This is a genomic window from Acinetobacter sp. WY4, assembly GCF_018438165.1.
Taxonomy (GTDB): domain Bacteria; phylum Pseudomonadota; class Gammaproteobacteria; order Pseudomonadales; family Moraxellaceae; genus Acinetobacter.
Genome location: NZ_CP053947.1, coordinates 1719478 through 1744742, shown reverse-complemented (window position 1 = coordinate 1744742; position 25265 = coordinate 1719478). Strand labels below are relative to the sequence as shown.

At 44.4% G+C, this 25265-nt stretch carries 23 protein-coding genes; 8 read left to right on the top strand and 15 right to left on the bottom strand.

What is annotated here, in order from left to right; translation table 11 throughout:
• Positions 1 to 75: 75 nt before the first annotated feature.
• The 5 genes from G4D73_RS08190 (at position 76) to G4D73_RS08170 (ending at position 5413) form a co-directional block, all read left to right on the top strand.
• The gene (locus G4D73_RS08190; protein WP_004647315.1) at positions 76 to 1440 is read left to right on the top strand and encodes a Na+/H+ antiporter family protein; all 1365 of its coding nucleotides are present in this window, start codon (positions 76 to 78) and stop codon (positions 1438 to 1440) included.
• Positions 1441 to 1771: 331 nt separating this feature from the next.
• Positions 1772 to 2362, top strand: a complete 591-nt coding sequence (locus G4D73_RS08185) for an OmpW/AlkL family protein (RefSeq protein WP_213686501.1) — start codon at positions 1772 to 1774, stop codon at positions 2360 to 2362.
• A 174-nt stretch (positions 2363 to 2536) separates the two neighbouring features.
• Positions 2537 to 2881 carry a lysozyme inhibitor LprI family protein gene (locus G4D73_RS08180; protein ID WP_004647317.1) on the top strand — a complete coding sequence of 115 codons (345 nt, stop codon included), beginning with the start codon at positions 2537 to 2539 and terminating at the stop codon, positions 2879 to 2881.
• A 163-nt stretch (positions 2882 to 3044) separates the two neighbouring features.
• A complete protein-coding gene (htpG, locus tag G4D73_RS08175) occupies positions 3045 to 4964 on the top strand; it encodes a molecular chaperone HtpG (protein WP_004647318.1) in 1920 nt (639 codons plus the stop codon).
• Between the two features lie 194 nt (positions 4965 to 5158).
• Positions 5159 to 5413 carry a hypothetical protein gene (locus G4D73_RS08170; RefSeq protein WP_213686500.1) on the top strand — a complete coding sequence of 85 codons (255 nt, stop codon included), beginning with the start codon at positions 5159 to 5161 and terminating at the stop codon, positions 5411 to 5413.
• Between the two features lie 81 nt (positions 5414 to 5494).
• On the opposite strand, the gene G4D73_RS08165 is transcribed toward G4D73_RS08170, so the two are convergent.
• The 4 genes from G4D73_RS08165 to G4D73_RS08150 all read right to left on the bottom strand — a co-directional run bounded on the left by G4D73_RS08165 (position 5495) and on the right by G4D73_RS08150 (position 8704).
• Positions 5495 to 6604: a hypothetical protein gene (locus tag G4D73_RS08165; RefSeq protein ID WP_191112687.1), complete on the bottom strand. Its 1110-nt coding sequence runs from the start codon at positions 6602 to 6604 to the stop codon at positions 5495 to 5497.
• Positions 6605 to 6696: 92 nt separating this feature from the next.
• Positions 6697 to 8094 (bottom strand): hypothetical protein, encoded by a 1398-nt coding sequence (locus G4D73_RS08160; protein ID WP_213686499.1) that lies wholly within the window; start codon positions 8092 to 8094, stop codon positions 6697 to 6699.
• Positions 8095 to 8104: 10 nt separating this feature from the next.
• Positions 8105 to 8284, bottom strand: a complete 180-nt coding sequence (locus G4D73_RS08155) for a hypothetical protein (protein WP_004647321.1) — start codon at positions 8282 to 8284, stop codon at positions 8105 to 8107.
• Positions 8285 to 8536: 252 nt separating this feature from the next.
• Entirely contained in the window at positions 8537 to 8704 is a 168-nt protein-coding gene (locus G4D73_RS08150) for a hypothetical protein (RefSeq protein ID WP_004647322.1), read from the bottom strand.
• Positions 8705 to 9114: 410 nt separating this feature from the next.
• Here G4D73_RS08150 and G4D73_RS08145 point away from each other — a divergent pair, with 410 nt between their 5' ends.
• Positions 9115 to 9315, top strand: a complete 201-nt coding sequence (locus G4D73_RS08145) for a dodecin family protein (RefSeq protein WP_004278594.1) — start codon at positions 9115 to 9117, stop codon at positions 9313 to 9315.
• A gap of 68 nt (positions 9316 to 9383) precedes the next feature.
• Here G4D73_RS08145 and G4D73_RS08140 read toward each other — a convergent pair whose 3' ends face one another.
• The 4 genes from G4D73_RS08140 to ompR form a co-directional block, all read right to left on the bottom strand.
• The gene (locus tag G4D73_RS08140) at positions 9384 to 10076 is read right to left on the bottom strand and encodes a DsbA family oxidoreductase (RefSeq protein ID WP_213686498.1); all 693 of its coding nucleotides are present in this window, start codon (positions 10074 to 10076) and stop codon (positions 9384 to 9386) included.
• Positions 10077 to 10308: 232 nt separating this feature from the next.
• On the bottom strand, positions 10309 to 11826 hold the full coding sequence (locus G4D73_RS08135) for an acetyl-CoA hydrolase/transferase family protein (protein WP_191112685.1): 1518 nt from the start codon (positions 11824 to 11826) through the stop codon (positions 10309 to 10311).
• 205 nt (positions 11827 to 12031) lie between these two features.
• Entirely contained in the window at positions 12032 to 13492 is a 1461-nt protein-coding gene (locus G4D73_RS08130; protein WP_213686497.1) for an ATP-binding protein, read from the bottom strand.
• A 247-nt stretch (positions 13493 to 13739) separates the two neighbouring features.
• Complete coding sequence (gene ompR / locus G4D73_RS08125; RefSeq protein ID WP_213686496.1) at positions 13740 to 14504, bottom strand: two-component system response regulator OmpR; 765 nt, start codon at positions 14502 to 14504, stop codon at positions 13740 to 13742.
• A 335-nt stretch (positions 14505 to 14839) separates the two neighbouring features.
• Here ompR and G4D73_RS08120 point away from each other — a divergent pair, with 335 nt between their 5' ends.
• On the top strand, positions 14840 to 17191 hold the full coding sequence (locus G4D73_RS08120; RefSeq protein WP_213686495.1) for a Tex family protein: 2352 nt from the start codon (positions 14840 to 14842) through the stop codon (positions 17189 to 17191).
• Between the two features lie 58 nt (positions 17192 to 17249).
• On the opposite strand, the gene G4D73_RS08115 is transcribed toward G4D73_RS08120, so the two are convergent.
• The 6 genes from G4D73_RS08115 to G4D73_RS08090 all read right to left on the bottom strand — a co-directional run bounded on the left by G4D73_RS08115 (position 17250) and on the right by G4D73_RS08090 (position 22978).
• Positions 17250 to 17567, bottom strand: coding sequence for a hypothetical protein (locus G4D73_RS08115; protein ID WP_004729331.1), 318 nt, complete (start codon positions 17565 to 17567; stop codon positions 17250 to 17252).
• A 60-nt stretch (positions 17568 to 17627) separates the two neighbouring features.
• Entirely contained in the window at positions 17628 to 18707 is a 1080-nt protein-coding gene (locus tag G4D73_RS08110; protein WP_044111761.1) for a patatin-like phospholipase family protein, read from the bottom strand.
• Positions 18708 to 18860: 153 nt separating this feature from the next.
• A complete protein-coding gene (locus G4D73_RS08105; RefSeq protein WP_004729335.1) occupies positions 18861 to 20480 on the bottom strand; it encodes an ABC1 kinase family protein in 1620 nt (539 codons plus the stop codon).
• Positions 20481 to 20492: 12 nt separating this feature from the next.
• Positions 20493 to 21170 (bottom strand): ubiquinone biosynthesis accessory factor UbiJ, encoded by a 678-nt coding sequence (locus G4D73_RS08100; RefSeq protein ID WP_213686494.1) that lies wholly within the window; start codon positions 21168 to 21170, stop codon positions 20493 to 20495.
• Between the two features lie 12 nt (positions 21171 to 21182).
• Positions 21183 to 22127, bottom strand: a complete 945-nt coding sequence (ubiE, locus tag G4D73_RS08095) for a bifunctional demethylmenaquinone methyltransferase/2-methoxy-6-polyprenyl-1,4-benzoquinol methylase UbiE (protein WP_004647333.1) — start codon at positions 22125 to 22127, stop codon at positions 21183 to 21185.
• 146 nt (positions 22128 to 22273) lie between these two features.
• Entirely contained in the window at positions 22274 to 22978 is a 705-nt protein-coding gene (locus tag G4D73_RS08090) for an FFLEELY motif protein (protein WP_180096705.1), read from the bottom strand.
• 205 nt (positions 22979 to 23183) lie between these two features.
• On the opposite strand from G4D73_RS08090, the gene G4D73_RS08085 reads away from it, so the two are divergent.
• Complete coding sequence (locus G4D73_RS08085; protein ID WP_213687735.1) at positions 23184 to 24602, top strand: phosphate--AMP phosphotransferase; 1419 nt, start codon at positions 23184 to 23186, stop codon at positions 24600 to 24602.
• Positions 24603 to 24656: 54 nt separating this feature from the next.
• Here the strand turns inward: G4D73_RS08085 and G4D73_RS08080 are convergent, their stop codons facing one another.
• A complete protein-coding gene (locus G4D73_RS08080; RefSeq protein ID WP_005108051.1) occupies positions 24657 to 25157 on the bottom strand; it encodes a hypothetical protein in 501 nt (166 codons plus the stop codon).
• Positions 25158 to 25265: the final 108 nt, after the last annotated feature.

Here is a 25265-nt window from a genome sequence, read left to right as displayed (position 1 = left end):
GACCAGAAAAAAGTGGCGGAATTTTTATCCGCATTTTCTGATAAAATAGCCGCTTTCTCTCTATTCCGATTCATTATGTTCGCAATTCTTGCTGCTATTGGAGTCATGTTCGGACTCTCGTTGGCACGTGTACCTGTGGTTTTTGCCCTGGTCATTGGTGCTGTTACAGGTGGTTTATTGGCAGGTCTGGGCCTGCAGGGAACCTTGGACGCGTTTAACAATGGCTTGGGTGGTGGTGCCAAAATTGCCTTGGCTTACGGTATTTTAGGTGCATTTGCTTTGGCTCTAGCGCGTTCGGGTTTACCGGATTTGCTGGCTTATAAAATGATCAGTACCTTAAAAGGTGAGGCCGATTTTAAAGCGCAAAACCGGGTGAAATATCTGATCTTCTTCACGGTTGCTATTGCAGCCGTGTTCTCGCAGAACGTCATTCCCGTGCATATTGCCTTCATTCCGGTACTGATTCCGCCGCTATTGATTGTATTTAACCATTTACAACTGGATCGCCGTTTGGTGGCCTGTTTGCTGACCTTTGGTCTGGTTGCCACCTATATGCTCATTCCAGTCGGTTTTGGCGCGATCTTCCTGAATGATATTCTGGGGCATAACATCAATACCTTTGGTAAGCCTTATGGTTTTGAAATTACTTATGATCAGATTCCATCTGCAATGGTCATTCCGGTCATTGGCATGCTGGTCGGGTTGTTGATTGCCATTTTCTTCTCTTACCGTAAACCACGTCTCTATAAAGATATTCATATCGAAGAGCAGCAAAGTATTTCTGCTGAACTTGGAGTAGAGCAAAACCTTAAACCTGAAATTTCGAAATTTACCATCTGGATGGCCGGTCTTGCAGTTGTAGCTACATTGGCTGTACAGCTGTATTCAGATTCAATGATTCTGGCAGGTTTAGTCGGTGTCGCGATTCTCAGCTGTGCTGGCATTTTCAAATGGAAAGAAGCGGATGATGTGATCATTACCGGTATGCGCATGATGGCGCTGGTCGGCTTTATCATGATTGCAGCACAAGGTTTTGCCGCCGTGATTGAAGCGACCAATCAGGTACCTGCACTGGTCGAAGCATCGGTCAACTGGATTGGTGACAGTCAGGCACTGGCAGCGTTCCTGATGTTGCTCATCGGCCTGTTGATTACCCTAGGCATTGGTTCATCATTTTCAACCGTGCCGATTCTGGCCATCATCTATGTACCGCTGTGTATCCAGTTTGGTTTTAGCCCGGCTGCGACTATTGCAATTATCGGGACTGCAGCAGCTTTGGGTGATGCCGGTTCTCCAGCTTCGGATTCAACTTTAGGCCCAACTTCTGGTCTGAATATGGATGGTCAGCATGATCATATGAAGGATAGTGTGATTCCAACCTTCATTCACTTTAATATTCCGTTAATGATTTTTGGCTGGATTGCAGCCATGGTTCTGTAAGTCAATTTCAATCTGCTCTGATATCTATTGGAGCAGATTCATCTGGATTTAAAATAAATAATAAGATGTATTTAAAATATATGTTTAAATAAAAATTAATATAAACCTGATTATTTTACTCTGAATAAAGCCATATTTATCTGATTAATATACTTGGTATTTAAAACCAACCAATTCAGTAAATTTAAAATAAATAACTTTTTAAATCAATATTTTAAATAATAATTTAAAATTAGTTTTATAATCCTTATTGCATATTATTTTCCCTCGTGTTTATTATTAATTAAGATTTATTTTCTTAATAATTATTCTTCCTGTGGGGTATTTTAAAATGTTAAAGCAAGCTGCTCTAATTGCATTAATGGGTCTTTCTGCATCTGCGATGGCAGGTCAATGGCAGGTGAAAGTTGGTGCCAGTTCTTTAGCACCATCAAGTGACACTGAAATTGCACCAGGTTTAGTCGTAGAAGCGGATCAAGAATATGGTTTTACGCCATCGGTTGAATACTTTTTTAATGACAATATCTCTGCAGAACTTTTATTAGCTACGCCATTTAATCACGACATTTCTGCTCAGGGTCTAGGGAAAATTGCCAAGATTAAGCATCTTCCACCCACAATTACCGCTAAATATAACTTTAAAAATGCAACACGTTTTACGCCATATATTGGTGTAGGTGGCACAGCTTTTATTGCTTGGGATGAAGAAGGTCTGGCTAAAGATGTGAAAGAGGAATTTGGTTTGGCAGGTCAGGTTGGCTTTAATTATCAGCCAGCCGATGCCAAAAACTGGGGAGTATTTGCTGACGTGCGCTATGCAGATTTGAGTCCTGAAGTGACTTTAGATGATGCTGATAATACTAAATTCGACTTGAATATTGATCCTTGGGTTTACATGATCGGTTATAGCTATAAGTTTTAAATTCTAGTCTTACTCAACAAAAAAGCCTCATCTTGAATGAGGCTTTTTTTCAAAATAACAACGATTTATAACTTATTGAAATTGAGCAGATCGGCAATGTTCAACTATATTAAAACGAATAAAGTAAATATTAATTGAATACGACTTAATAATTGAATAATAAGGAAGATCAGCATGAAGTTTTTAAGCCAAGGTATTGTGATCTTCTTCAGCCTGCTGGCAGGGTCTGCCTATGCGGCAAGTTTTGATTGTCAGAAAGCTGAAACCGTGACAGAGAAAGCGATTTGTGAACATCGTCTGCTCAATGATGCCGATGTCAAGATGAGTACCAGCTATCATATTTTACGCCGTATGGTGCCTATGGGAACCCGTTCGGTGATCCAGCGTGATCAGGTGAAATGGCTACAGTTCCGTGACCGCTGTCAGGAATCGGTGTCCTGTCTGAGCCAGGTCTATAATATGCGCCAGCAGCAAATAGACCTGCAATTTCAACGTATTTATAAGCTCGGGCCTTATTAAGCCTTAAACCTAAGCCTTTACAAATCCAAGTCATTTTAGATCAAGAGATCCTTTATAAAATATCTTGAGAAAAAATATACAACTGGCTATTGAAAATTTAGTAACTCACTCCATTCATATAGGCAACAGTATTGACCTGTATTTAAAATAAAAGGAGTGATTAATGAGCGAGTCTAGCGCACAAAAACATAGTTTCCAGGCTGAAGTGGCTCAGTTACTACATCTCGTGACCCATTCGCTTTATTCAAACCCTGAAATTTTCCTACGCGAATTGATCTCGAATGCCTCAGATGCATGCGACAAATTACGTTTTGAAGGGATTAACCATCCCGAATTTTATGAAAATGATCCGGATCTGCGCGTTCGTGTCAGTCTGGATGCAGACAATAAAACCATTACCATTTCAGATAACGGGATCGGCTTAAGCGAACAGGAAGCTATTGATAATTTAGGGACTATTGCCAAATCAGGCACCAAAGACTTTATGTCCAAACTGACCGGCGATCAAAAGGCTGATGCCCAGCTAATTGGCCAGTTTGGTGTCGGTTTCTATTCCGGTTTTATTGTGGCTGACAAGATCACGGTAGAGTCGCGTCGTGCTGGCACAGATGTCTCTGAAGGGGTGCGCTGGATCAGTGGCGGAACCGGTGAGTTCGAAGTTGAACAGATCACGAAACAAGGACGTGGTACCGATATTATTCTGCACTTACGTGACGATGCGCTGGATTATCTGCAAAGCTATAAAGTGAAGCAGATTATCAATAAATATTCAGACCACATCAGCCTGCCAATCCAGATGCAAAAAGAAGTCTGGCAGGAAGAAGAAGCGGCTGAAGGTGAAACATCTAAAGGTGGCCAGTATGTCAAAACCGATGAGTGGGAAGCCATTAACTCGGCCAGCGCATTATGGACTCGTAACAAGTCTGAAATCACTGAAGAGCAGTATGTCGAGTTCTACAAGAACTTAAGCCATGATTTCGCAGCGCCATTGGCCTGGGCGCATAACCGGGTTGAGGGCAGCACTGAATATACCCAGTTGTTATATATTCCAAGCAAAGCGCCACATGATATTTTCACCCGTGAATCCAAAGCGGGTATCAAACTGTATGTGAAACGTGTGTTCATTATGGATGATGCAGATAACCTGATTCCAAACTACCTGCGCTTTGTGCAAGGTGTGGTGGACAGTGCCGATCTGCCATTGAACGTCAGTCGCGAGTTATTACAAGAAAGCCGTGATGTAAAAACCATCCGTGAAGGCAATACCCGCCGTATCCTGACCATTTTGGATAATCTGGCTAAATCTGAAGATGAAAAAGATCAGGCAAACTTCAAAACCTTCTATCAGGAATTTGCTTCAGTATTGAAAGAAGGTCTGGGTGAAGATTTCAGTAACCGTGAACGTATCTTGAAACTGCTGCGTTATGCAACATCAAACAATGACGAGGTCAGCACGTCATTGGCAGACTATAAAGCACGCATGAAAGACGGCCAGAAAGCCATTTATTATGTGACTGCAGATAGTCTGAATGCTGCGAAAAATTCACCGCAACTGGAACTGTTCAAGAAAAAAGGCATTGAAGTTCTGTTGATGACTGAACGCGTGGATGAATGGGCGATGAACTTCGTGAATGAGTTCGATGGTACGCCTTTGCAAAACGTGTCTAAGGGTGCAGTTGACTTAGGTGACCTTCAGGATGCCGAAGAGAAGAAAGCCCTTGAAGAAGCCGCAGCCCAGTTTAAACCGGTGGTGGATAAGTTGACGGATTCATTAAAAGACAAGACCAAAGAAGTGCGGGTGACGACGCGTCTGGTCGATTCTCCGGCTTGTCTGGTAACTGGAGAAGGTGAGTTGTCTCCACAACTGATTCGTATGCTGAAAGATGCGGGTCAACCTGTGCCGGATATCAAGCCGATTCTGGAAATTAACCCAGAACATCCGTTGGTGAAAAAACTGGATGGCTCGGCGCAGTTTGATGATCTGGCCAATGTGATCTTCGACCAAGCGGTGATTGCAGAAGGTGGATTACCAGAAAATCCTGCTGAATATGTCAAGCGAATTAATAGTTTGCTGCTTGCTTAAGTGCTGATGTATTGAATGAGAAAATCCCTCTTAGGAGGGATTTTTTATGTCTGCTTCATTTTTCAATTCTAGAAATGATCTGGAAAAACGATGGACAGGATAAAAAAATACCTTCGAATCATAAATCTATATTTTGGATTATTAATTAATTTTTAATTTATAATTACGATTATAAAGCAAAGAGAGAGAATGTTATGAAATTTAAGCTGATGATCAGTATGGGCGCTGTAATCCTGATGTCGATGAGTCAAGTTAGTCTAGCGGCACCTGCTGCAGAAAAAATGGTACGCACAGATCGAATCAGTTTTTATAAAGTTGCGAAAGTAGAGGCAGCAAAACCACAACGTAGCGATCGTATTCGCTTCAATATGCCAGTGATGGAGCAACCCTCATTGCAGCAAAAACGTGTGCTACGCAGTGATCGTATTATCTTGAATAAAACCAGCTAATACTTACCGCGCTGATTGCCTCAGTAATATTGAAAAAAGCCCATGAATGATGAGCTTTTATATTTTCCACCATCATTCAGTTTAAAACAATGCTTCTAAACGTACCAAAGCCCCGACATAGTGGTCACGATCCTCGCGATGATCATTCAGGTAGTTCAGGTCGGTCTGGACAAAAAACCATTCACGTAAAAAAGGTTGTCTCCACGACACATAGGGACCCCAGCGGTTAAGACGCAGATCCTTGTCATTTAGATAACCACCGGTATAAATGCCGTAACTAAAACGGTTGTCCTGAAAAAACTGATGTTGCCTAAAGGTATAGTTGTCCCAGGTCAGATCGTCGTCTTGTTCATCTGCATAAGTCAGACTGAGCTGATTGGAGAAAAAGGCCTGATTGGGACGGGCGTGGATTAGTTCCAAGTTGGTCCGTAAATAGTTTTCACTTTGAATGCCATAGCGATAAATCTGTTCGGCATGAAAAGAGTAGTCATTTTCTAGTGTCCAATCTTTACTGGCTTTGACGCGTAGGTAAATATCATCTCCAGAACGTAAGCCCAGATCCAGATCGGTTTCAAAAGGAATACGATCTGACCATTCAGACCAACGTAAGGCAAAAGAGCTGTTATCTTCACGGGCACGTTTAGTATCCAGACGTTTATCTCCGGAAGTGGCAGGATTTTCATTGGTAATCGCAACATTGCTGTCTAATTCATTATCCAGACTGTCATCACCAAACACCACACTCAGCTTTTGTTCCAAGGTCGGAAGCTTGATCTTGCCGCGGATTCGGGGCTTAATCTCATAGCCTTCATATTCATCCCAGCGATTATCTAGAATGATCCGTAATGTAGCTGCAGCTGGCTGATCCGGATCGCTTTCACCAAACCAGTTATCAATTTTATGCGCAGTACGATCGGCCCATTCGCGGATGCCTTTCTGCTTTTGATCCGCCCATGAATAATTTTCTGTCTCTAGCGTGGATGGAACAATGGCGACATTTGATTGCTCCGGCAGAACCGTGGGTGTTGCATCGATCAAACGTGGAATCTGATCCAGCAAGCCTGATCGGCTTGGCTCTATATTCGTTGGACTGGCAGGAGCAGTTGTGACTGAATTGGCCCAAGACATGCTACCACTCATTCCTAAGCCCAGAGAGAGCAGTAAAATTTGAGTAATCCTGTTTATTTGCATGAGATATTTGTTGCTCTTGTATTCTTATATTCAGCTGTAGTTTTCTAAAAAAACGCCTTAAAAAGCAAGTTAAAGCTACAAAATAACAGCAATTATTCAATCATTTGAGCCTGAATTTCTCGATAAAGTTCCAGCACTTGAATCGGTTGCGGCATTGTTAAAATAATATTGTGAATATTCTGCCAATTGAGCTGTTTGTCGCGTTGCAGCAAGATGTGTGGATAGGCCAGCTCATCCTCTGCAAGAGAGATGCGTTTTTCACCATGAATCACACGGATTTTTTGATGTTCCTGTAGCAAGAGTACAGGAGTAGAAAAATCAGCAGCAGCCTCTTTAAAAGAAATAAATTTCTGCTTCTGAATAAACTGGGCGGGTATAAACAGATGGTAATCTGGCTGTGTCCAGATTGTTTCAGCCTGCTGCAAGTAAGCTGTTGAAAAAAGCTCGAGTTGCATGAAACTGGCGCTTAAAGCAGACCATGCCAGTGATTTAATCGCCGCAGCCTGGCGTTGATGATGGGTCAGCCAATGTTGAATACAATAGTGAGCCTGTAACTGACTCGGTACCCCCAAGAGCATCAGATATTTAACAAACTGGCCTTGCAGATTCAGTTGTTCAACCAAATAAACCTGACGTGCCTGCCAGTTATCTTCTGCTGCATAATACAGTGCGATATCCAGATAGGCAGGATGCTCGATATTGTGCCCCAATTCTAAAGCACAGAGTCGCTGGATATTGGTTTCTTCTAAGCCTAAAGGGTGTACATGGACGTTTAGTTCGCCTAGTTGGATCTGTGCAGGGAATTGAATCAATTCGGAGACTGTGATCTGTTCTTGCTGAATTGTCGTTTCAGTTTTTAGTTGAGGATCGGGAGGCTCCTGTACAGTGGGTACCTGTATGGGTAGCTCATCTGAGCGATGTAGTTCTAATGCATGGATTCTTGTACGCGGCCGTCCCCGATGATATTTGGTTGTTTCCACAGCTTTTAAGCTGATTTCAGCTTCGTTTAAGGATAGGGCAGGAACGATCAAGGGGGGATCCTGTTTCAGACAAGAAAACCGCTGCTGTTGTTGCAACAGCCAGATATAACAGTGTTGCAGTTCAGCCCATTGGCTGTGCAGGGCAGGAGATTGGGGAGCCGGAATCAGCCAGATTTGCCAGCCACGTTCAGGATGATGTAAAACTGCCCAGCCTGAATCCGGATGGGCATACAATGCTTGTTCCAGCGCCAAGATTTCGGTGAAATAGCCACGAAAGCTTAGATGATAAGACGTGTTAGCAGAAAATTGGTAGGCGACAAGTTCAGGCTGAGTGCGGGCTTTAAATGCTGAAATCTGGGTTTTGAAAATAGGCTCATCACACAGATTAAAAATATCGCGTATCCTTTTTTTAGAACGGGCAATTTCATAGAAAGGCAGGACTTTATGCTCCAGTTGCTGCGCCAGTCCATGTAGTTCTTTAATTAAGTGTGCCTTTTCTAAAGCATTCATTTTTTGATCTCTAGAGATGTTTCAGTGCTTTATCCAGGGTTTGTGCCAGTACAATGTTAACCGCCAGCTCGACCAGTCTGTATTCAGCAGAATTCGAGTCTGTATAGCTTTCTGCCATTTCAATTAAATAATCAATAGAAACTGACTGAGGCGGAATTTTGCCCTGTACCAATGCCTGAAGTTCATGCATAAAAAATTTTCTTATCATTAATCTATTTATATTGCTGCAATTATAAGCAGAGATCACATAAAATAGTGATCTATTTTGAGTGTTTTATAAACAAATTTTTTAATTAAAAGTGATAAAAATCAATAGAAAAAATGAGAGTAGGAAATAGTCGATATTTTTGAGAGTTGTGCATCTTTTACACAGAATGTGTTCAATATGATAAAAAAAGCAGGCTGAATCAATCAGCCTGTTTTAATGCAAAACAGTTTTGCATTAAGCCGTTTTTTCAGTTGCTACAGTCGCAGCATCTGTATTTACTGTTTCAGCAGGTGCTTTAGTCGCTGGAAAGTCTGGCAGATGAACCACTTGCGCCATTTGTGCAGACGCTTGAACAGAAAAAGCCATAACGGTTGCAGCGAAAGCAAATTTAAGAGCATTCATAGGATGACCTTTAATATCAGAGTGTTCAATGACTTGAACAGAGGAGAATATTTAAACTTAATTCGGGTGAAATAATAGCAAATAAGACTTAATATAAAATGATAGATTCGGCAAATTCAGGCAGTAAATTTTAGATAAATTACTCTATAAAACAATAAATTAGTGTATTTACTCTAGTTTGATTTTTATGATTTTACAGGACTTTATGCTTTGTTTTGGCGATGAGAATCTGGACTTAATTGAGTGTCAAAATAAAAGGTCATATGTTTTCGATCTGCCAATTTAAAACTGAATTTCGAGCTTTGTTCAATCCATGTAAGTTTTTGCTATCGCTTGTTTACCAGCTGCTGCAATCTTCTAAGAATGGACTAAGATGGAATTCCATTCATTTTCATGCTGAGAGTTTTATTATGGCAATTGCAAAAGTGGTAGAAGTCAATTCAAGCAGCAATAAAAGCTTTGAAGATGCGATTCAAACGGGCATTCAAAAAGTCACAGAAACGGTCAAAAATGTACAAGGTGCTTGGATCAATGAACAGAAGGTTGTCATTAAAGAAAATAAAATCACGGAATATCGTGTCAATTTAAAAATTAGTTTTCTGGTTGATTAAGCGAATACCATTCAATAACAAATAAAAAACCCCATTTAAAATGGGGTTTTTTTTTATTGAACGTTGTTTTATTTAGCTTGGTCTGGCGTGTCACACGTTTCTGTTGAGCACTGTGCTGCCTGACTGTTGGTTGATGTATCGAGCGCTTTTTCAAATACTTGCAGGAAAACTTCTTTAGGCTGCGCGCCTGCCAATGCCACACGTTGATCAAAAACAAAGAAAGGCACACCAGTCACTTTGAGTTGTTCGTGTGCCACTTCCTGATCGAATTTGACGAAATCAGCATATTCCTCCGAATCCAACAGGTCATCGACTTCGACCGGATTCAGGCCAATACGCGCTGCGACATCTTCCAGTGTTTCACGTTCTCCAATCGCCAGACCTTGGGTCATATAGCTATAGAAGAACGCTTCCTGTGCTTCATTGCCCAAACCTTTGCTTTGCGCCAGGTGAATCAGGCGATGCGCATTAAAGGTATTGCCTGAATTGGCACCTTCCCAGTTAAATTCAATACCTTCGGCTTTGGCCATTTCAGCAATATTGCGCTGCATCTCTTCGACTTCTGCCAGGGTGCGGCCATATTTTTGCGCCAGACGCTCAGAGTTGGAGACTTCCTGACGTACCGGTGCTTCAGGATCGAGCTGGAAACTGTGCCAATGTACTTCTAGCTCAATACCTGCTTCTTGTGCAGCAGCTTCTAAACGTTTTTTACCAATATAGCAGAAGGGGCAAACCACATCTGACCAGATATCTACGCGCATGTCATGTCTCTAATTTTGCTCTTGTGTTCAAGTATGAGGGTGAAGAATCAGAATTTAAAGCCCTTGAGCATCAGAAGTGTATTTCTACAGCAGATCGGCAGGATAAATAAAAGAAGAAAGAGTAGGTGATAGCCAGATGGCTTCCTTAATATAATCAGGTTCTGACTATTCAAAAAAAATATAAAAATGCCATAAAAAAACGCCCCGTAGGGCGTTTTGTGAATGCAGTCAATTATGCAGTTTTTACTGCAGCTTCAACAGCGAGCATGTGACCATTTTCTTCGAAGTTTGAGTGCCAAGAAAGCGCTTCACGAAGAAGATGAGGGGTATGGCCGCCTTTTGCACATGCACGGTCAAAGTAATCATTCAACGCATCGCGGTACATTGGGTGCGCACAGTTATCAATCACTGCACGTGCACGCTCACGCGGTGCCAAACCACGAAGATCCGCAAGACCTTGTTCAGTTACCAGGATATCTACATCGTGTTCTGCATGGTCGATATGTGAAGCAAACGGCACTACAGAAGAGATGTCGCCACCTTTCGCAATTGACTTGGTCACGAAGATCGCCAAGTGGGCATTACGCGCGAAGTCGCCAGAACCACCGATACCGTTCATCATTTTGGTACCACATACGTGAGTTGAGTTCACGTTACCGTAAATATCAAACTCAAGTGCAGTGTTGATGCCGATAATACCTAAACGACGTACCAGTTCAGGATGGTTTGAAATTTCCTGTGGACGTAATACCAGTTTGTCTTTGTATTGTTCAAGGTTGTTAAATACTTTCTCGCCGTACTTAGCAGAAAGGGTAATTGAAGAACCTGAAGCAAACTTCATTTTACCGGCATCGATCAATTCAAACGTACAGTCTTGCAGAACTTCTGAGTACATGATCAAGTCTTCGAAGTTTGAATCTTTCAAACCCGTCAATACCGCATTTGCAATTGAACCGATCCCTGCTTGAAGAGGTCCGAGGCTTTTCGGTAGACGGTCTTCAGCTACTTCTTTTTCAAAGAAAGCGATCAAATGGTTGGCAATGCTTTGAGTCTCATCATCTGGTGCGGTTACAGTAGATGGAGAGTCGTGCAATTCGCTGTTAAATACGATACCAACAATTTTAGATGGATCGATATTGATCGCATGCGTGCCGATACGCTCATCAACTTGAGTCAATGGAATCGGTTGACGCGTTGGACGATAGGTCGGGATGTAGATATCGTGCAAGCCTTCAAATGCCGGGCTTAAGTTGGTATTGATTTCTACAATCACTTTTTCAGCAAAAATCGCAAAGCTTGCAGAGTTACCAACAGATGTTGTTGGAATGATGCCACCATCTTCAGTAATCGCTACAGCTTCAATGATCGCAACGTCTGGTTTTTTCAACTGCAGGTTACGCATTTGCTCAACAGTTTCAGACAAGTGCTGGTCAATGAACATCACTTCGCCGTTATTGATCGCTTTACGTAAAGTGTTGTCGACCTGGAACGGTAAACGGCGTGCCAATACGCCAGCTTCAGTCAGTTGTTTGTCTAGATCGTTCCCTAGTGATGCACCAGTAATTAACGTGATCTTTAATGGATTTACTTTTGCCTGCTGAACCAAAGCTAAAGGAACCGCCTTCGCTTCACCAGCGCGAGTAAAGCCACTCATGCCCACAGTCATGCCATCTTTGATGAATTCAGCCGCTTGTTCTGGGCTGATGACTTTGTTGTGTAGGGAGGCTAAACGGATACGATCTAAAGACATTTTAACTCTCATTAATTCTTAAACTATGAGACGGATTGTACCGCTCAAAAAATGTATTGTGCATAGGTGTTAGGCTAAGGTCTAATTTTTTAGCTAAATGGAGGTATAATAAAAAATGATGATTTTTAAATGATTGAATTCATGAACTATAAAATGAATTGTATAGAAAAACTAAAAAGTCATTTGTTGAATTACTGATCACTTCTTAAAAGTGATCAGTCAAAGTTTGGCGAATTTTATCGAGTGTGGTGGCTGGGGAAAGTGTCTCTGGGTTCACCTGATTCACGGGTAGTGAAATGATAGCTTCCAGCCCACCTTCAGGACGATTATGAATACGCAATTGACCATGGTGAATGTCGACAATCCGTTTCACAATGGCCAACCCCAAGCCACTGCCTTGTACAGTTCGTGCCGAATTACCCCGAACAAAAGGCTGCATCAAGGCTTCAATCTGATCTTCCGGGATGCCTTCGCCATGGTCTGCGACACAAATCAACAGTTGATCTTCTTCAACATGCGCAGAAAGCTCAATTGGTTCTGAACCATAACGTTTCGAATTATTGATCAGATTACCAATCAGCCTTTTTAGCGACATGCTGCGCGCCTGAATGGTTGGGATGTCTTGTGGCGTAAAGCGGATATCCAGCGGTTTAAACTGCTTGACCAGTTCTTGGAGCAGCACATTGACATTGGTATCCTGCGGCTCTTCATCAGAACCATCACGCATATAGGAGATGAACTGATCCAGAATCGCGTCCATATCTTCGACATCATAAATCAGGCCTTCTTTGAGAAAGTCTTCATCTGGCATCATTTCGGCACTGAGGCGGATCCGGGTTAAGGGCGTGCGCAAGTCATGTGAAATGCCGGCCAGCATGATGCGGCGTTCCCGCTCGGTCTGATCCAGCGTATAAATCATCTGGTTAAAGGCATGATTGACCTGACGGATTTCCAGTGGACCATGATTGGTATCCAGATAGGGTGCTGAACCGATTCGGCTATAACTGTTGGCGGCATTCTGCAAACGGCGTAAAGGACGGTTGAGCTGACGCACCAAGGTCAAAATAATGATGCTGACAATAATCGGCGTGCCAAGCAACCAGCCCAAAATTAGTTCATTGCTATAGTTGGCATACGTCTTTAAAGGTTCCTGTACCCAGTGACCATTCATTTCAGGAGTTTGGATCCAGATACGTGGACTCGGCTTAAACTGAAAATAGACCGTGGCTTGTTCGATACGTAACTCTTTGGCCAGTTTGGTTTCGATCTGCCGAGTAAAAAATTCTGCAATCAGCTTTTCCCGAACCGTGGGATATTCTGCTGGATTGATCACGTATTCAATGCCGACCCGGTTTTTCAGCCAGTCATCGATATCCACTTCTTGCTGTTTGTGATACAGGCGCAGATCGGGATTGTTGAGAATTTCCAGTTCCATGGCCAGATAACGCGCATGTTGCTGGATTTCAGGTAAAAACAGGGTACGCCAAAAGAACCACAAGGACATGAACAGGCTAAAACACACCACAAAAACCACCAGTACTGTGGTACGCATGGCAGCAGAACGCGGCTTGATCTTGTCGAGAAAGCGTTCCCAGCGGGTACGTTTCTTTTCCGAGTAGCTGACAAAATCGGTAAATTTTTGTGGATCGATGGGGTCGAGTTTCACACCAGCTCCCTGTTGGCATTTTCCAAATTGAGCAGTAATAATAATTTGTAATGGAATCTTACTGCTTGAACCTTCGATGGAAGGAGCTTGTTGTGTTACTTTTTTTGAAAAAAGTAACCAAAAAACTTTGCCATTCGCTGAACTCGCGCATTTGTATACGAGCCTTTAAAGAAGGAGAGGCTCAAACAGCCGCGAATGGCTTTTAGGGACAATAAATTGGGGTAATCTTTATCCTATAAGTTTTCCTTTATTCAGCACCATCTGGAACAAAGACATAACCCACACCCCATACGGTCTGGATATAACGTGCACGCGCTGGGTTTTCTTCCACTAAACGGCGTAAGCGTGACACCTGGACATCAATTGAACGTTCCATGGCGCCCCATTCACGGCCACGCGCCAGATTCATCAGCTTGTCGCGGGTTAATGGTTCGCGTGGATGCTGCACCAGTGCTTTCAGTACCGCAAACTCACCGGTAGTGAGTGTTACCACTTGGCCTTCACGGGTCAGGGTGCGGGTAGACAAATCCAGTGACCAGGGACCAAAAGAAACTACTTCCATCTGCTGGCTTGGTGCACCCGGCACTTCACGTACCTGACGACGTAATACCGCACGAATACGTGCCAAGAGTTCATTCGGGTTAAACGGTTTAGGCAAGTAATCGTCGGCGCCTGCTTCTAAACCGGCAATACGATCCGAGTCGCTACCACGAGCGGTGAGCATAATGATAGGCGTATCGATATTGGATTGGCGTAAACGACGACAGATACTCAAGCCATCTTCGACCGGAAGCATAAAGTCGAGCACGATCAGAGAAAACAGTTCCCGCTGTAAAAGTCGATCCATCTGCGTGGCATCATGTGCAGTTTTGACCACAAAGCCTTTATCTTCGAGAAAACGCTGTAATAAGGTACGCAGACGAACATCATCATCAACCACCAGGATCCGTTCGATCCGGTCCGTTTCGGTATGTACGGCATCGGCTTTTTCAGCAGGTACAACTAAACTCATGAGATGCTCCTTTATTCTTTATTGTCGTCATAAACAAAAATCAAATAGGCTTTGAGTATACAATTCATTAATATTAATTGACTATGCTCTAAAGCACCAAATATTGCAGTTAAAATCAAGACATAGATACCAAATATATACATCTAAATGAGCAAAAAATACGATTTTACGCTGGATAAAAAGCAAAGTTCATACAAACTTTATCGGGAAAAGCAGAAAACTATGGCACTTCATAATACAAAGATAAGATAAATTAATAAAAACAATGGTGGATTTTATAGACCCGGTCTTTATAATCATGCCATTTAGTACTTATCCTTGTGGGATCAAACACGATGACTGACTTAGTTCAGCAGTTGGCAAAAGAACTTGCCGTACGTCCAAATCAAGTTGAGGCTGCCATCAAGCTTATTGATGAAGGTGCCAGTGTTCCTTTTATTGCACGTTACCGTAAAGAAGTAACGCAAGGCTTAGACGATACGCAACTACGTCAACTCGATACGCGTTTATCATACTTGCGTGATTTGTATGAGCGCCGTGAAAAGGTGATTGAATCACTCAAAGAACAAGATAAATTATCTGATGATTTATTGGCGCGTGTGAATGCGGCCGAAACCAAAAATGCATTAGAAGAAATTTACGCGCCGTACCGCCCAAAACGTACCAGTAAATCATTCAAGGCCAAAGAAGCCGGTTTAGGCCCGATTGCCGAAAAAATCTTTAATGAAGCCGTTGATCCAGCTGAAGCTTTGGCGGACTTTAGCCATGAAGATTATCCAGATACTGAAAGCCAGCTTGATGCGATCCAGCACATCCTGATTGATGACTGGGCACAAAATATCGCACTGACCACTGAACTTAAAGCGACATTTGCAAAAACTGCCGTGCTGAAAAGTTTAGTTGCAAGTGATGAGAAAAAAGAAGTCGGTAAAAAATTCCGTGATTATTTCGATTTCTCTGAAAACTTGAACAAAGTGCCTTCACATCGTTTATTGGCGATGCTGCGTGGCCGTCAGGAAAACGTTTTAGGCCTGAAAGTTGATGGCGAAGATGATGCTCCATTGGCGCGTATTGAAACTGAATACAATCTTGAAACTGTTCAGCCACAAGCTCGTCAGGATTTCTTGAAGCAAACTGCAAAATTGTTCTGGCTCGGTAAAGTTCGTCCAACGATTGAACATTCATTGCTGACTGAAAAACGTCTGGCTGCTGAAACAGAAGCGATGAACGTCTTTGCTGAAAACCTGCGTCATTTACTGCTGTCTGCACCTGCAGGCGCACGTACCACTTTGGGCGTGGACCCAGGTATCCGTACTGGTGTGAAACTGGCGGTGGTGAACGAGTCTGGTGATGTACTGGCACATAGTACGATTTATCCATTTGCGCCAAAAGATGATAAAGATGGTTCATTAACTGAACTTGCACGTTTATGCCGCGAGTTCAATGTTGACCTGATCGCGATTGGTAATGGTACTGCAAGCCGTGAAACTGAAGCTTTAGTTGCTGAAATGATGGCTGCGAACAGTGATCTGAAAATGACACGTGTGTCTGTGTCTGAAGCAGGTGCATCTGTATATTCAGCATCTGAACTGGCTTCACAGGAACTTCCAGAGCTGGACGTGTCGATCCGTGGTGCAGTATCGATTGCACGCCGTTTGCAGGATCCATTGGCGGAACTGGTGAAAATCGATCCGAAATCGATTGGTGTGGGTCAGTATCAACATGACGTGAACCAGACCGGTCTGGCGAAAACCTTAGAAGCAGTAGTCGAAGACTGTGTGAACTCGGTGGGTGTGGATGTAAATACTGCATCAGCAGCGATTTTGGGTTATATCGCAGGTCTGAACAAATCGATCGCACAGCAAATTGTGGAATTCCGTAAGGAAAATGGTCGTTTTGACAATCGTCAGTCTTTGAAAAAAGTACCACGTTTAGGTGAGCGTACTTTTGAGCAGGCTGCGGGCTTCTTGCGTATTCAAGATGGTACAGAGCCACTAGATGCTTCTGCAGTTCACCCTGAGTCATATGCTTTGGTGAGCAAAATTGTTGAAGCAAAAGCAACGACTGTAAAAGATATCATTGGCAATACTGAAATCATTCGCCAAGTGAATGCTGAAGAATTTGCAGACGAGAAATTCGGTCTGCCGACAATTCAAGACGTATTGGCTGAACTGGAAAAACCGGGCCGTGACCCGCGTCCAGAGTTCCGCACTGCTAAATTCCGTGATGACATTACTGAAGTTGCGCAATTGTCTGAAGGCATGCAGCTGGAAGGTGTAGTGACAAATGTCACTAACTTCGGTGCATTTGTCGATGTGGGTGTGCATCAAGACGGTTTAGTACATATTTCTGAACTTGCCAATGAATTCGTCGCTGATCCGCATAAAGTGGTGAAACCGGGTCAAATCGTACAAGTCCGTGTTTTGAATGTGGATGCTGAACGTAACCGTGTCAATCTGTCGATGCGTCCTGAAGGTTCTGAAGCTCCGGCGAAAGCACCACGTCAACCACGTCGTGACAATGAGCAACGCGGTGAACGTAAGCCTCAAGGCAAACGTCCACAGCAAGCACGTCCGCAAGGCGACCGTCCTCAGGGCAAGAAACCGCAAGCGGCTAAACCACAAGAGCAAAAAATTGGTGGTTTGGGTGCGCTATTACTTCAAGCAGGGATTAAAAGTTCTAAATAATTTTTGGATATCTTTAATTTAAAAAAACCTCCCAATTGGGAGGTTTTTTATTGGATCATTATGAGTTAATCATCGGCACAATCCAGCTGGTGATAATCAGCAAAATACCGAGATGCCCCAATTTTCGTGTCACATAGACCAGTTTAGATGGTGGCTGTTCCAGTCTTTTTGCATATTCTTCCATGCTAATGCCGGGCTTGCCTTTACTGGTAAATAAAAACACCGCCAGGTCGATACAGATCAGAATCGTACCGATATCAGCGACCAGTTCCATCAGGACAAAATCCTGGCGATACAGCGACATGCTGACGCTATAAATCAGATAAATGGCAAAGGCCAGACACAGGTATTGCAGGACAACTAAAAACTTCTGCATAAATCTCAACAGTTCACAAAATTAAAGCAATTATACAAATAATCGGGCAGCTGCGGCCAATTACAAGGCTTGCATCACCTCAGCAAAATTCTGCTTCTCGACCAGTTCCAGAAATTCATCGCCCAGACGCTGACTTTCCGCAATACATTGCTTCCACAGCTGAATCCGTTGGGTTTGATCCAAACCTTTTAAGTTAAAGTCTTTACGATCAGGCAAACGACCCAAAGGCAAACTTTGCAGATATTGCTGCGATGGAGAAAGCAGCAAAGTTCGTGCCTGATTTTCTGGATTTGAGGTACGTTTAAATAACTTGTCGAACCAGCCGGGGGTAATGCTATCGGTAAAATGTGGATACAGCACAATGCCTTTGCTCTGAAAGGGCAGGTCAATGTGATAATCAATCAGGCCACCATCGCGATAATAACCCTGCGGTGCATCCGGAATATTGTTCACCGCTGCCATTACCCCGGGAATAGAGGCTGAAGCCATCAGCCAAGACAACACACTCTGTTCGGTCAGTGCATGATAATGCGTGGTAAATCCATCTTCAGCGATTTTAAACTGTTCACCGATATTGGGCTGGCTGATCACACGTTGCATGAAATAACGGCTGTGCCGGCGCGCGACTGCGGTCGTTCCAAGAATTCCAGCCACAGAAGCCAGCAACGGCAATGCCTTGTCACTCTGGAAAATGTGTTGGGCTTTAATTGAAATGACTGCGAGATGATAATCTGGATGATTGACTAGATCGTTTTCTTTGCCTTGTACCAGATCCAGCAGCATGCCACGGCAAACTTCGCTGACATCCTGACGGGTCATTTTTTTATGAAAATAGAGGTTGGTATACAGCTCACCCAAACGTTCGGTTCCCTGTTGAACTCCATGTGCAGCCATACTGGCAAAACGCCAGCTGCCAATCGAAGAACCCACCAAAGTTCTACGCTGAGGTGCACGTGGAAAAAACTCACCAAAAATCGCCTGATCCAGTCCTTGGATCCCGATGCCTTTTGGGCCACCTGCAGCACCAGGTACAATATCGACCTGTTCGGGTTGCAAACCTTGTTGCAGAATCAGCTCACGTGCCAGATGGCCGGCACGAATCGTCAGCGCAGGCGCACGTTTTTGTAAAATCTGTACCATGGTTGAACCTATACTAGCCAAATGTGTGCTTATTTTAAGCGATAGGTCTTAGGACCCAATGGCAAGATATGTCCTAAGGTGACTTTGGAGTCATGCGATGCCCAGAAAATAAAAAACCTGAACAGTGTCAGGTTTTTTTAAAAGCTCATTTAGTTATTTCGCAATCCGCCAGACGGCCAGTACACTCGCCAGTACAATCAGAATCACCGACACAAACCACGGTGAAATAATCGCAATTGCCAGCAGAATGGCCATGACGCTGCCAAACATCCAGCTACGCTTCTGTTGATGTTCCATTTGCAGGCGCATGCTTTGTAATTCATTGAGCTGTTTGGCATGCCAGGCCGACTGATTTTTTAAACCGTTTAAGCTGTCGATCATCAGGGTCGGTAAATCCTGTGCCCCTAAAAGTAGATCCGGGATTTTCTGTCCTAGTTCTTTCAGGTTCTTTTGCGGATTCATCTGGGCCTTGATCCAGTCCGTCAGAATTGGTTTGGCCAGACTCCAGATATCCAGTTCAGGATACAAGTCGGTTCCCAGACCTTCGACATGCACCAAAGTTTTTAGCAGCAACATCAATTGAGGTGGAATTTCGAGATGGAAACGACGCGCGATATCCATCACTTCAATCAGAATGCCGGCAAAGTCCAATTCATGCATCGGTTTGGACACCATCGGCCCCACACTGCGGCGCATTTCACGTGCCAAAGCATCCTGATCAGTCCCCGGTGGAATCCAGCCAGCCTGATGCACCACCTGAATCAGCTGCATAAAGTCACTGTTCATGACCGCCAGTAGCATGCGTGCTACGGTCATCTGGTCGTGTTTGGACAGCTCGCCCATAATCGCGCAGTCCAGCGCAATAAAACGCGGATTGGCTGGATTGATGGTTTCTACAAAGACATTTCCCGGATGCATGTCAGCATGGAAGAAGTTATCGCGGAAGACCTGAGTAAAGAAGATGGTCAGGCCTTTACGCGCCAGATCGGCACGATCCATGCCCAGCCGGTCAAAGGTCGCGATATCTGAAATCGGCACCCCGGTAATGCGCTCGGCTACCAGCACGTCTTTGCTGTCCATATAAATTTCCGGCACATACATCATGCTCGAGCCGGTAAAGTGATGGCGCATACGGCGGGTATTGTCTGCTTCCAGCGTCAGATCCAGCTCATTCAGAATGATCTGGCGATAGTCCTGAATGATTTCTGATAAATGTAGGGCACGTGCTGCTTCCAGACGTTTTTCCAGAAATTGACCGAGCCATTCCAGAATTTCAAAATCCTGCAAAATCTGCTGGCGAATATTAGGGCGGGTGACTTTGACCACGACTTCACGGCCATCATGCAGGGCAGCCGTATGTACCTGTGCAATCGAAGCTGCTGCCAGTGGCTGGGTGTCGAAACGCGCGAACAAGGTATTTACATCAGCTTTCAGGGATTCCTGAATGCGCATCTTGGCCACGTCATTATCAAACGGCTTGACCCGATCTTGCAGCAAAACCAGTTGCTGTAAAACTTCAGGTGGAATCAGGTCACGACGGGTTGAGAGCAGCTGACCAAGCTTAATCGCCAACGGTCCCATTTCCTCTAAAGCCAGTTTCAGCTTGAGCGGATTTTTACGTTCACGACTAGACCAGGCGGCCGGATGCATCCGGATGAGGGACAGCACATGCCGCGACTTTTCTGGTAATTCTTCCGCAGGAAACAACGTGTCGAGTCGATAGTGCGCGGCGATGCGCCAAAGTTCGAGTAAACGTGAAACATGCGGAATCATAAAGCTGTGTACCTAGTCTTGAGTAGAATTGTTGGAGGCATCGATTTGAGCCTGAAGCTGATGGATTTTTGCTTCAACCCGATCTAAATTTTGATTCAGGATACGGGTGTCCTGATTCAGGTCATCCATTTGCCAGCGGGGGGCAAACAGACCACTGTCTTCTTTTAAGGCATCTTCGGCAAAGAATAATTGACTTTGCAGGGTACGTTTTAGCTGCTGGGGCAGCAGTTGCAATTTACCAATTTCATGTGCTAGTGTCGGGCCAATCCAGGGAGTTAAGTGCGCCGCCAGATCCAGTTCCGCCTGTTGCATGATGCGCTGGATTTCCTGCAATAACTTGTAGTCGCCTTGCAATGGAATATTGCCCACTTCATCGGAAAGCAGCAGCTTGAGTAATTCCACCACATTGCTGACCTGCAAGGTTGCGGTCGCTTCAAGGACTGTCGCGGAACTTGCGTCAAATGGACGCTGTTCAAAGACCGAAGGTGTTTCAGTATGACCGGTTGCCGTTGGTTCCAGACGAACTTTGCTTTCATCAAAAAAAACATCGACCGAAAGCTGCGGCGAGGCAATCACCACCCGCAGCATTTTACCGGACAGGGCATTCAGCTGGATGCGAGTAATGGCGTCCAGATCAATAACATGATGAATCACGCGTTCAACAGCACCGAGTGCCAAAATTGACCACATAGGCAAGGAACCTTAAAGTTTGAAACCGCGGTGAACCGCAACAATCCCGCCAGTCAGGTTGTGATAGTCACAATTCTGGAAGCCGGCATTTTCCATCATGCCTTTCAGGGTGCGCTGGTCCGGATGCATACGGATCGATTCAGCCAGGTATTTATAGCTTTCTGCATCATTGGCAATGATTTTTCCCATGATTGGCAATGCCGTGAACGAATACAGGTCATACAGTTTAGAGAATGGTTCAAACACTGGTTTAGAGAATTCCAGAACCAGTAAACGGCCACCTGGCTTAAGGACACGGTACATCGCAGCCAGTGCCGCATCTTTATCGGTGACGTTACGCAGGCCAAAAGAAATGGTCAAAAGGTCAAAGCTGTTGTCTGCAAATGGTTCTAAGGTTTCGGCATTGGCCAGAACGAAATCGACATTGGTGCAGCCCGCATCAATCAGACGGTCACGACCGACATTCAGCATGGATTCGTTAATATCAGACAGTACCACATGACCCGTCGGGCCCACTTCGCGGCTAAAGACTTTAGCCAAGTCGCCGGTGCCGCCCGCGATATCCAGCACATGCTGGCCACGGCGTACACCTGACATATTGATCGCAAAACGTTTCCACAGGCGATGAATACCAAAAGACATCAAGTCATTCATGATGTCGTATTTGCTCGCCACAGAGTGGAACACTTCTGCGACTTTCTGAGCTTTTTCTTCGCTGTTTACAGTTTGATAGCCGAAGTGTGTGGTTGAGCCGACGTTACCGGTATTGGCACCACGTGGCAGATTGTATTTAGGCACAGTACCCGTCACAGGCGTGTCAGTCAGACGTTGTTCTAAAGATTGTTGCTGACCTTGCGGGGTGCCTTGTGGAAGGGGTTCAGTTAAGAATGGGCTCACTTTGTCTGTCTGTTGTGCCGACTCGGGGGTAGGGGTAGGCGTTGTATTTTCATTCGACATTGGAGTCACTCCTAACATATCAATCGGGTTAATCTTGCATTGTCTGCATCATGACAGATTCTAAAGGCTTATTCAGCAATCATGATGCAATTGTTATGAATAATATACAGAAAAATTCACGCTTGGCAGAAATACTCATCGGGTATTTACTGAAATGGCAACGGATCGCCAGAATGTACTTTCTCGATAATCTGGCGTTCGGTTGCCGTGAACGTGCGTACAAATTTTTCTGCCGATTTAAGTGGCTTCATCGCTAGAAAACCATCCTGCATAAATTCATACATCACCTGAAAGTTATACTTATTCGCCGCGCCCTTACACATTTTAAAGGCGGTATAGACCACAAATGAACGCATGTATTTATCCAGACTCATGCCGAGCTGATCCAGTAGAGCCAGCTGTTTCAAGCGTGCTTCACCCTGATCCAGCTTCAAATAGGTCAGGCGCATCATCTCGTCAGTCAGCGGTTCATGTGGATGATAATCCTGTAATAACTGAATCGCGACCTGTTCATCCAGTTGTACCGCCAGAATAGCCAGCTCTACCCCTGAGGTGCCGGTTTTAATGGCATTTTCCGGAATAACTTTTTCTGCTTTATGCGCATATTTCATCAGCCGGGCAATCTGTTCTGCCAGCGCATCAAATTCAGCACCGCCGTAGAGACGGTTCAGGAAATATTCGGACATCAACAGGTTTTGTTTTTCAGCAAAATGGGCGCGATGAGTGCGCTGCATGCGGACTTTCTGCCAGGCCTGCACATCCTGTAAACGGCTTAAAATGTCAGGCCGGGTGTGATAAGCCAGTTGATAATAATGCGCTAACAGATCATCGAGTACGGCAAGTTTGGACATGAGGCTTCAATTATGATTGGAGGATGCAAGAATCTTAGAGGCTGCCGGACAATCCTGCTATGACAAATTGAACAGAGATCGGGCATTTGTATGTCAATCTGTTGTTTAAATAGCCAATTTAATCGTGTGAAAAACGTTGCCAGAGCTATTTTTGCGCTGAAACTCCTCGCTATACTGCAAATAGAATAAAAGATCAGGGTTGAAGATACGTATGGAACAACCACAATTTCAGTTAATGGATGAAGATCAGCTGTCTGTCGAGCTGATTGATGCCCAATATAATTTAAAAAAGACCCGGGGCCAGAAAAATGCCAAAAGTCTGGTGATTCTGGTGAATGGCATTGAGCTAGCCGGCAAAGGTGAAGCGGTTAAACAGCTACGTGAATGGGTCGATCCGCGCTATTTGCGCGTGAAAGCCGATAAGCCCCAGCTAGCCGGCCCGAAGCAGACCTTGTGGCAACCTTATGCGCGTTTTATTCCAGCTGAAGGACAGATCATGGTGCTGTTTGGTAACTGGTATAGCGATCTGCTCGGCAGTGCCATGCAAGCTGAAAGCCCGCTGAGTGATGCACAATTTGATGAATATCTGCAAGAGATGCAGGTTTTTGAACAGGACCTGAAAAATAACCATGTCGACGTGATCAAGGTCTGGTTTGACCTGTCCTGGAAAGTTTTGCAAAAACGCCTGGATGCCATGGATCCGAGTGAAACTCACTGGCATCAACTGCATGGTCTGGACTGGCGCAATCGCAAAGAATATGACACCTTGCAGCGCCTGCGTCAGCGGTTTACCGAGGACTGGTTCATTATTGATGGCGAAGATGAACAGCAGCGCGACCAGCAATTTGCCCAGTATATCTTGAGAGCCTTGAAACATTGTCCGGATCACCCGGCCAGAGCCAAGGGAAGATGGAAGCAGGCCAAGATTCCCGAGCAGTTAAAACATCCTTCCAAGACTCAAGCCCAGCCAGAAGATTACAAACCGGAACTGAAAAAGTTAACCGCGAAGGTCGCTAAAGCCATGCGTTCCGATTCGCGTAATGTAGTGATTCTGTTTGAAGGTATGGATGCTGCTGGCAAAGGCGGCGCGATCAAGCGAATTGTCAAAAAACTCGATCCACGTGAATATGAAATTCATACCATTGCTGCACCAGAAAGATTTGAACTGAGCCGTCCCTATTTATGGCGCTTCTGGACCAAGCTGCAAACCGATGATGATATCTGTATTTTTGACCGTTCCTGGTATGGCCGGGTATTGGTAGAACGGGTAGAAGGACTTATTAGTGCGGTGGAATGGCAGCGTGCTTATGATGAAATTAACCGTTTTGAACAGAGCCTGGTCAAGCATCAAACGGTGATTGTGAAAATCTGGCTGGCAATCTCCAAAGATGAACAGGCAGCGCGTTTCAAGGCGCGTGAAGATACACCGCATAAGCGTTTTAAAATTACTGAAGAAGACTGGCGTAACCGGGAGCGCTGGGACGATTATCTGAAAGCGGCAGCCGATATGTTTGAACATACCTCGACAGAGGAAGCACCCTGGCATATTATTGCGACCGATGATAAGAATACCGCGCGGGTCGAAGTACTAAAGGCTATTTTAAAACAACTTCAGGCAGAATAATCTGCCTGAAGTAGAGAATTTTAAACAGTTTAAAAATATTTAGCTTAAACAGGATTAACCTTGGGCGACCTGTTTTTGCTGAATACTTTTAGCGGTGCGATAGCAGTCTTGCACATGAGCATCGGCAATTTTTTTCATGACAAAATAACCCAGACTTGCGGCCACCAGCTGACCACCCAGCGGAATGAATTTTGTGACTTGCTTTATCATCACTTTCGCTGCAACATTGTTCAAAGATTTTTTAACTGCCGTACGTGCGACCACCAGACCGGAAAATTCTACGCCACGTTTACGCAGCTCTTGCCAGTGAATCTGACGGGTTTTCGGATCGTAGACACTGATCTGCTCAGGGGACAGGCCGAAGCGGGCATTGATCTCGGGAATCAATTGCGACAAGATGCCGACATCAATGACCACGTCCATAAAAGGTACCGGAATCACGGCAGCACCAGCAGAATAGTAGGCGCGTTTTTTGGTGAGTTCCAGGCATTCGTCGCGGATTTGTTCTAAATCTAGGCTCGGATCGAGACGTTCAGGAATTTTATCTAATTTCATGGGCACTACCTAAGCTCTATGTTGTTTTTTTCTATTCAAGCATCTTTAAGATGCTTTTTTCAAAGAAATTTTTCGACTGAAGTGTGGTTTTAAAGTGTCATAGAGCGC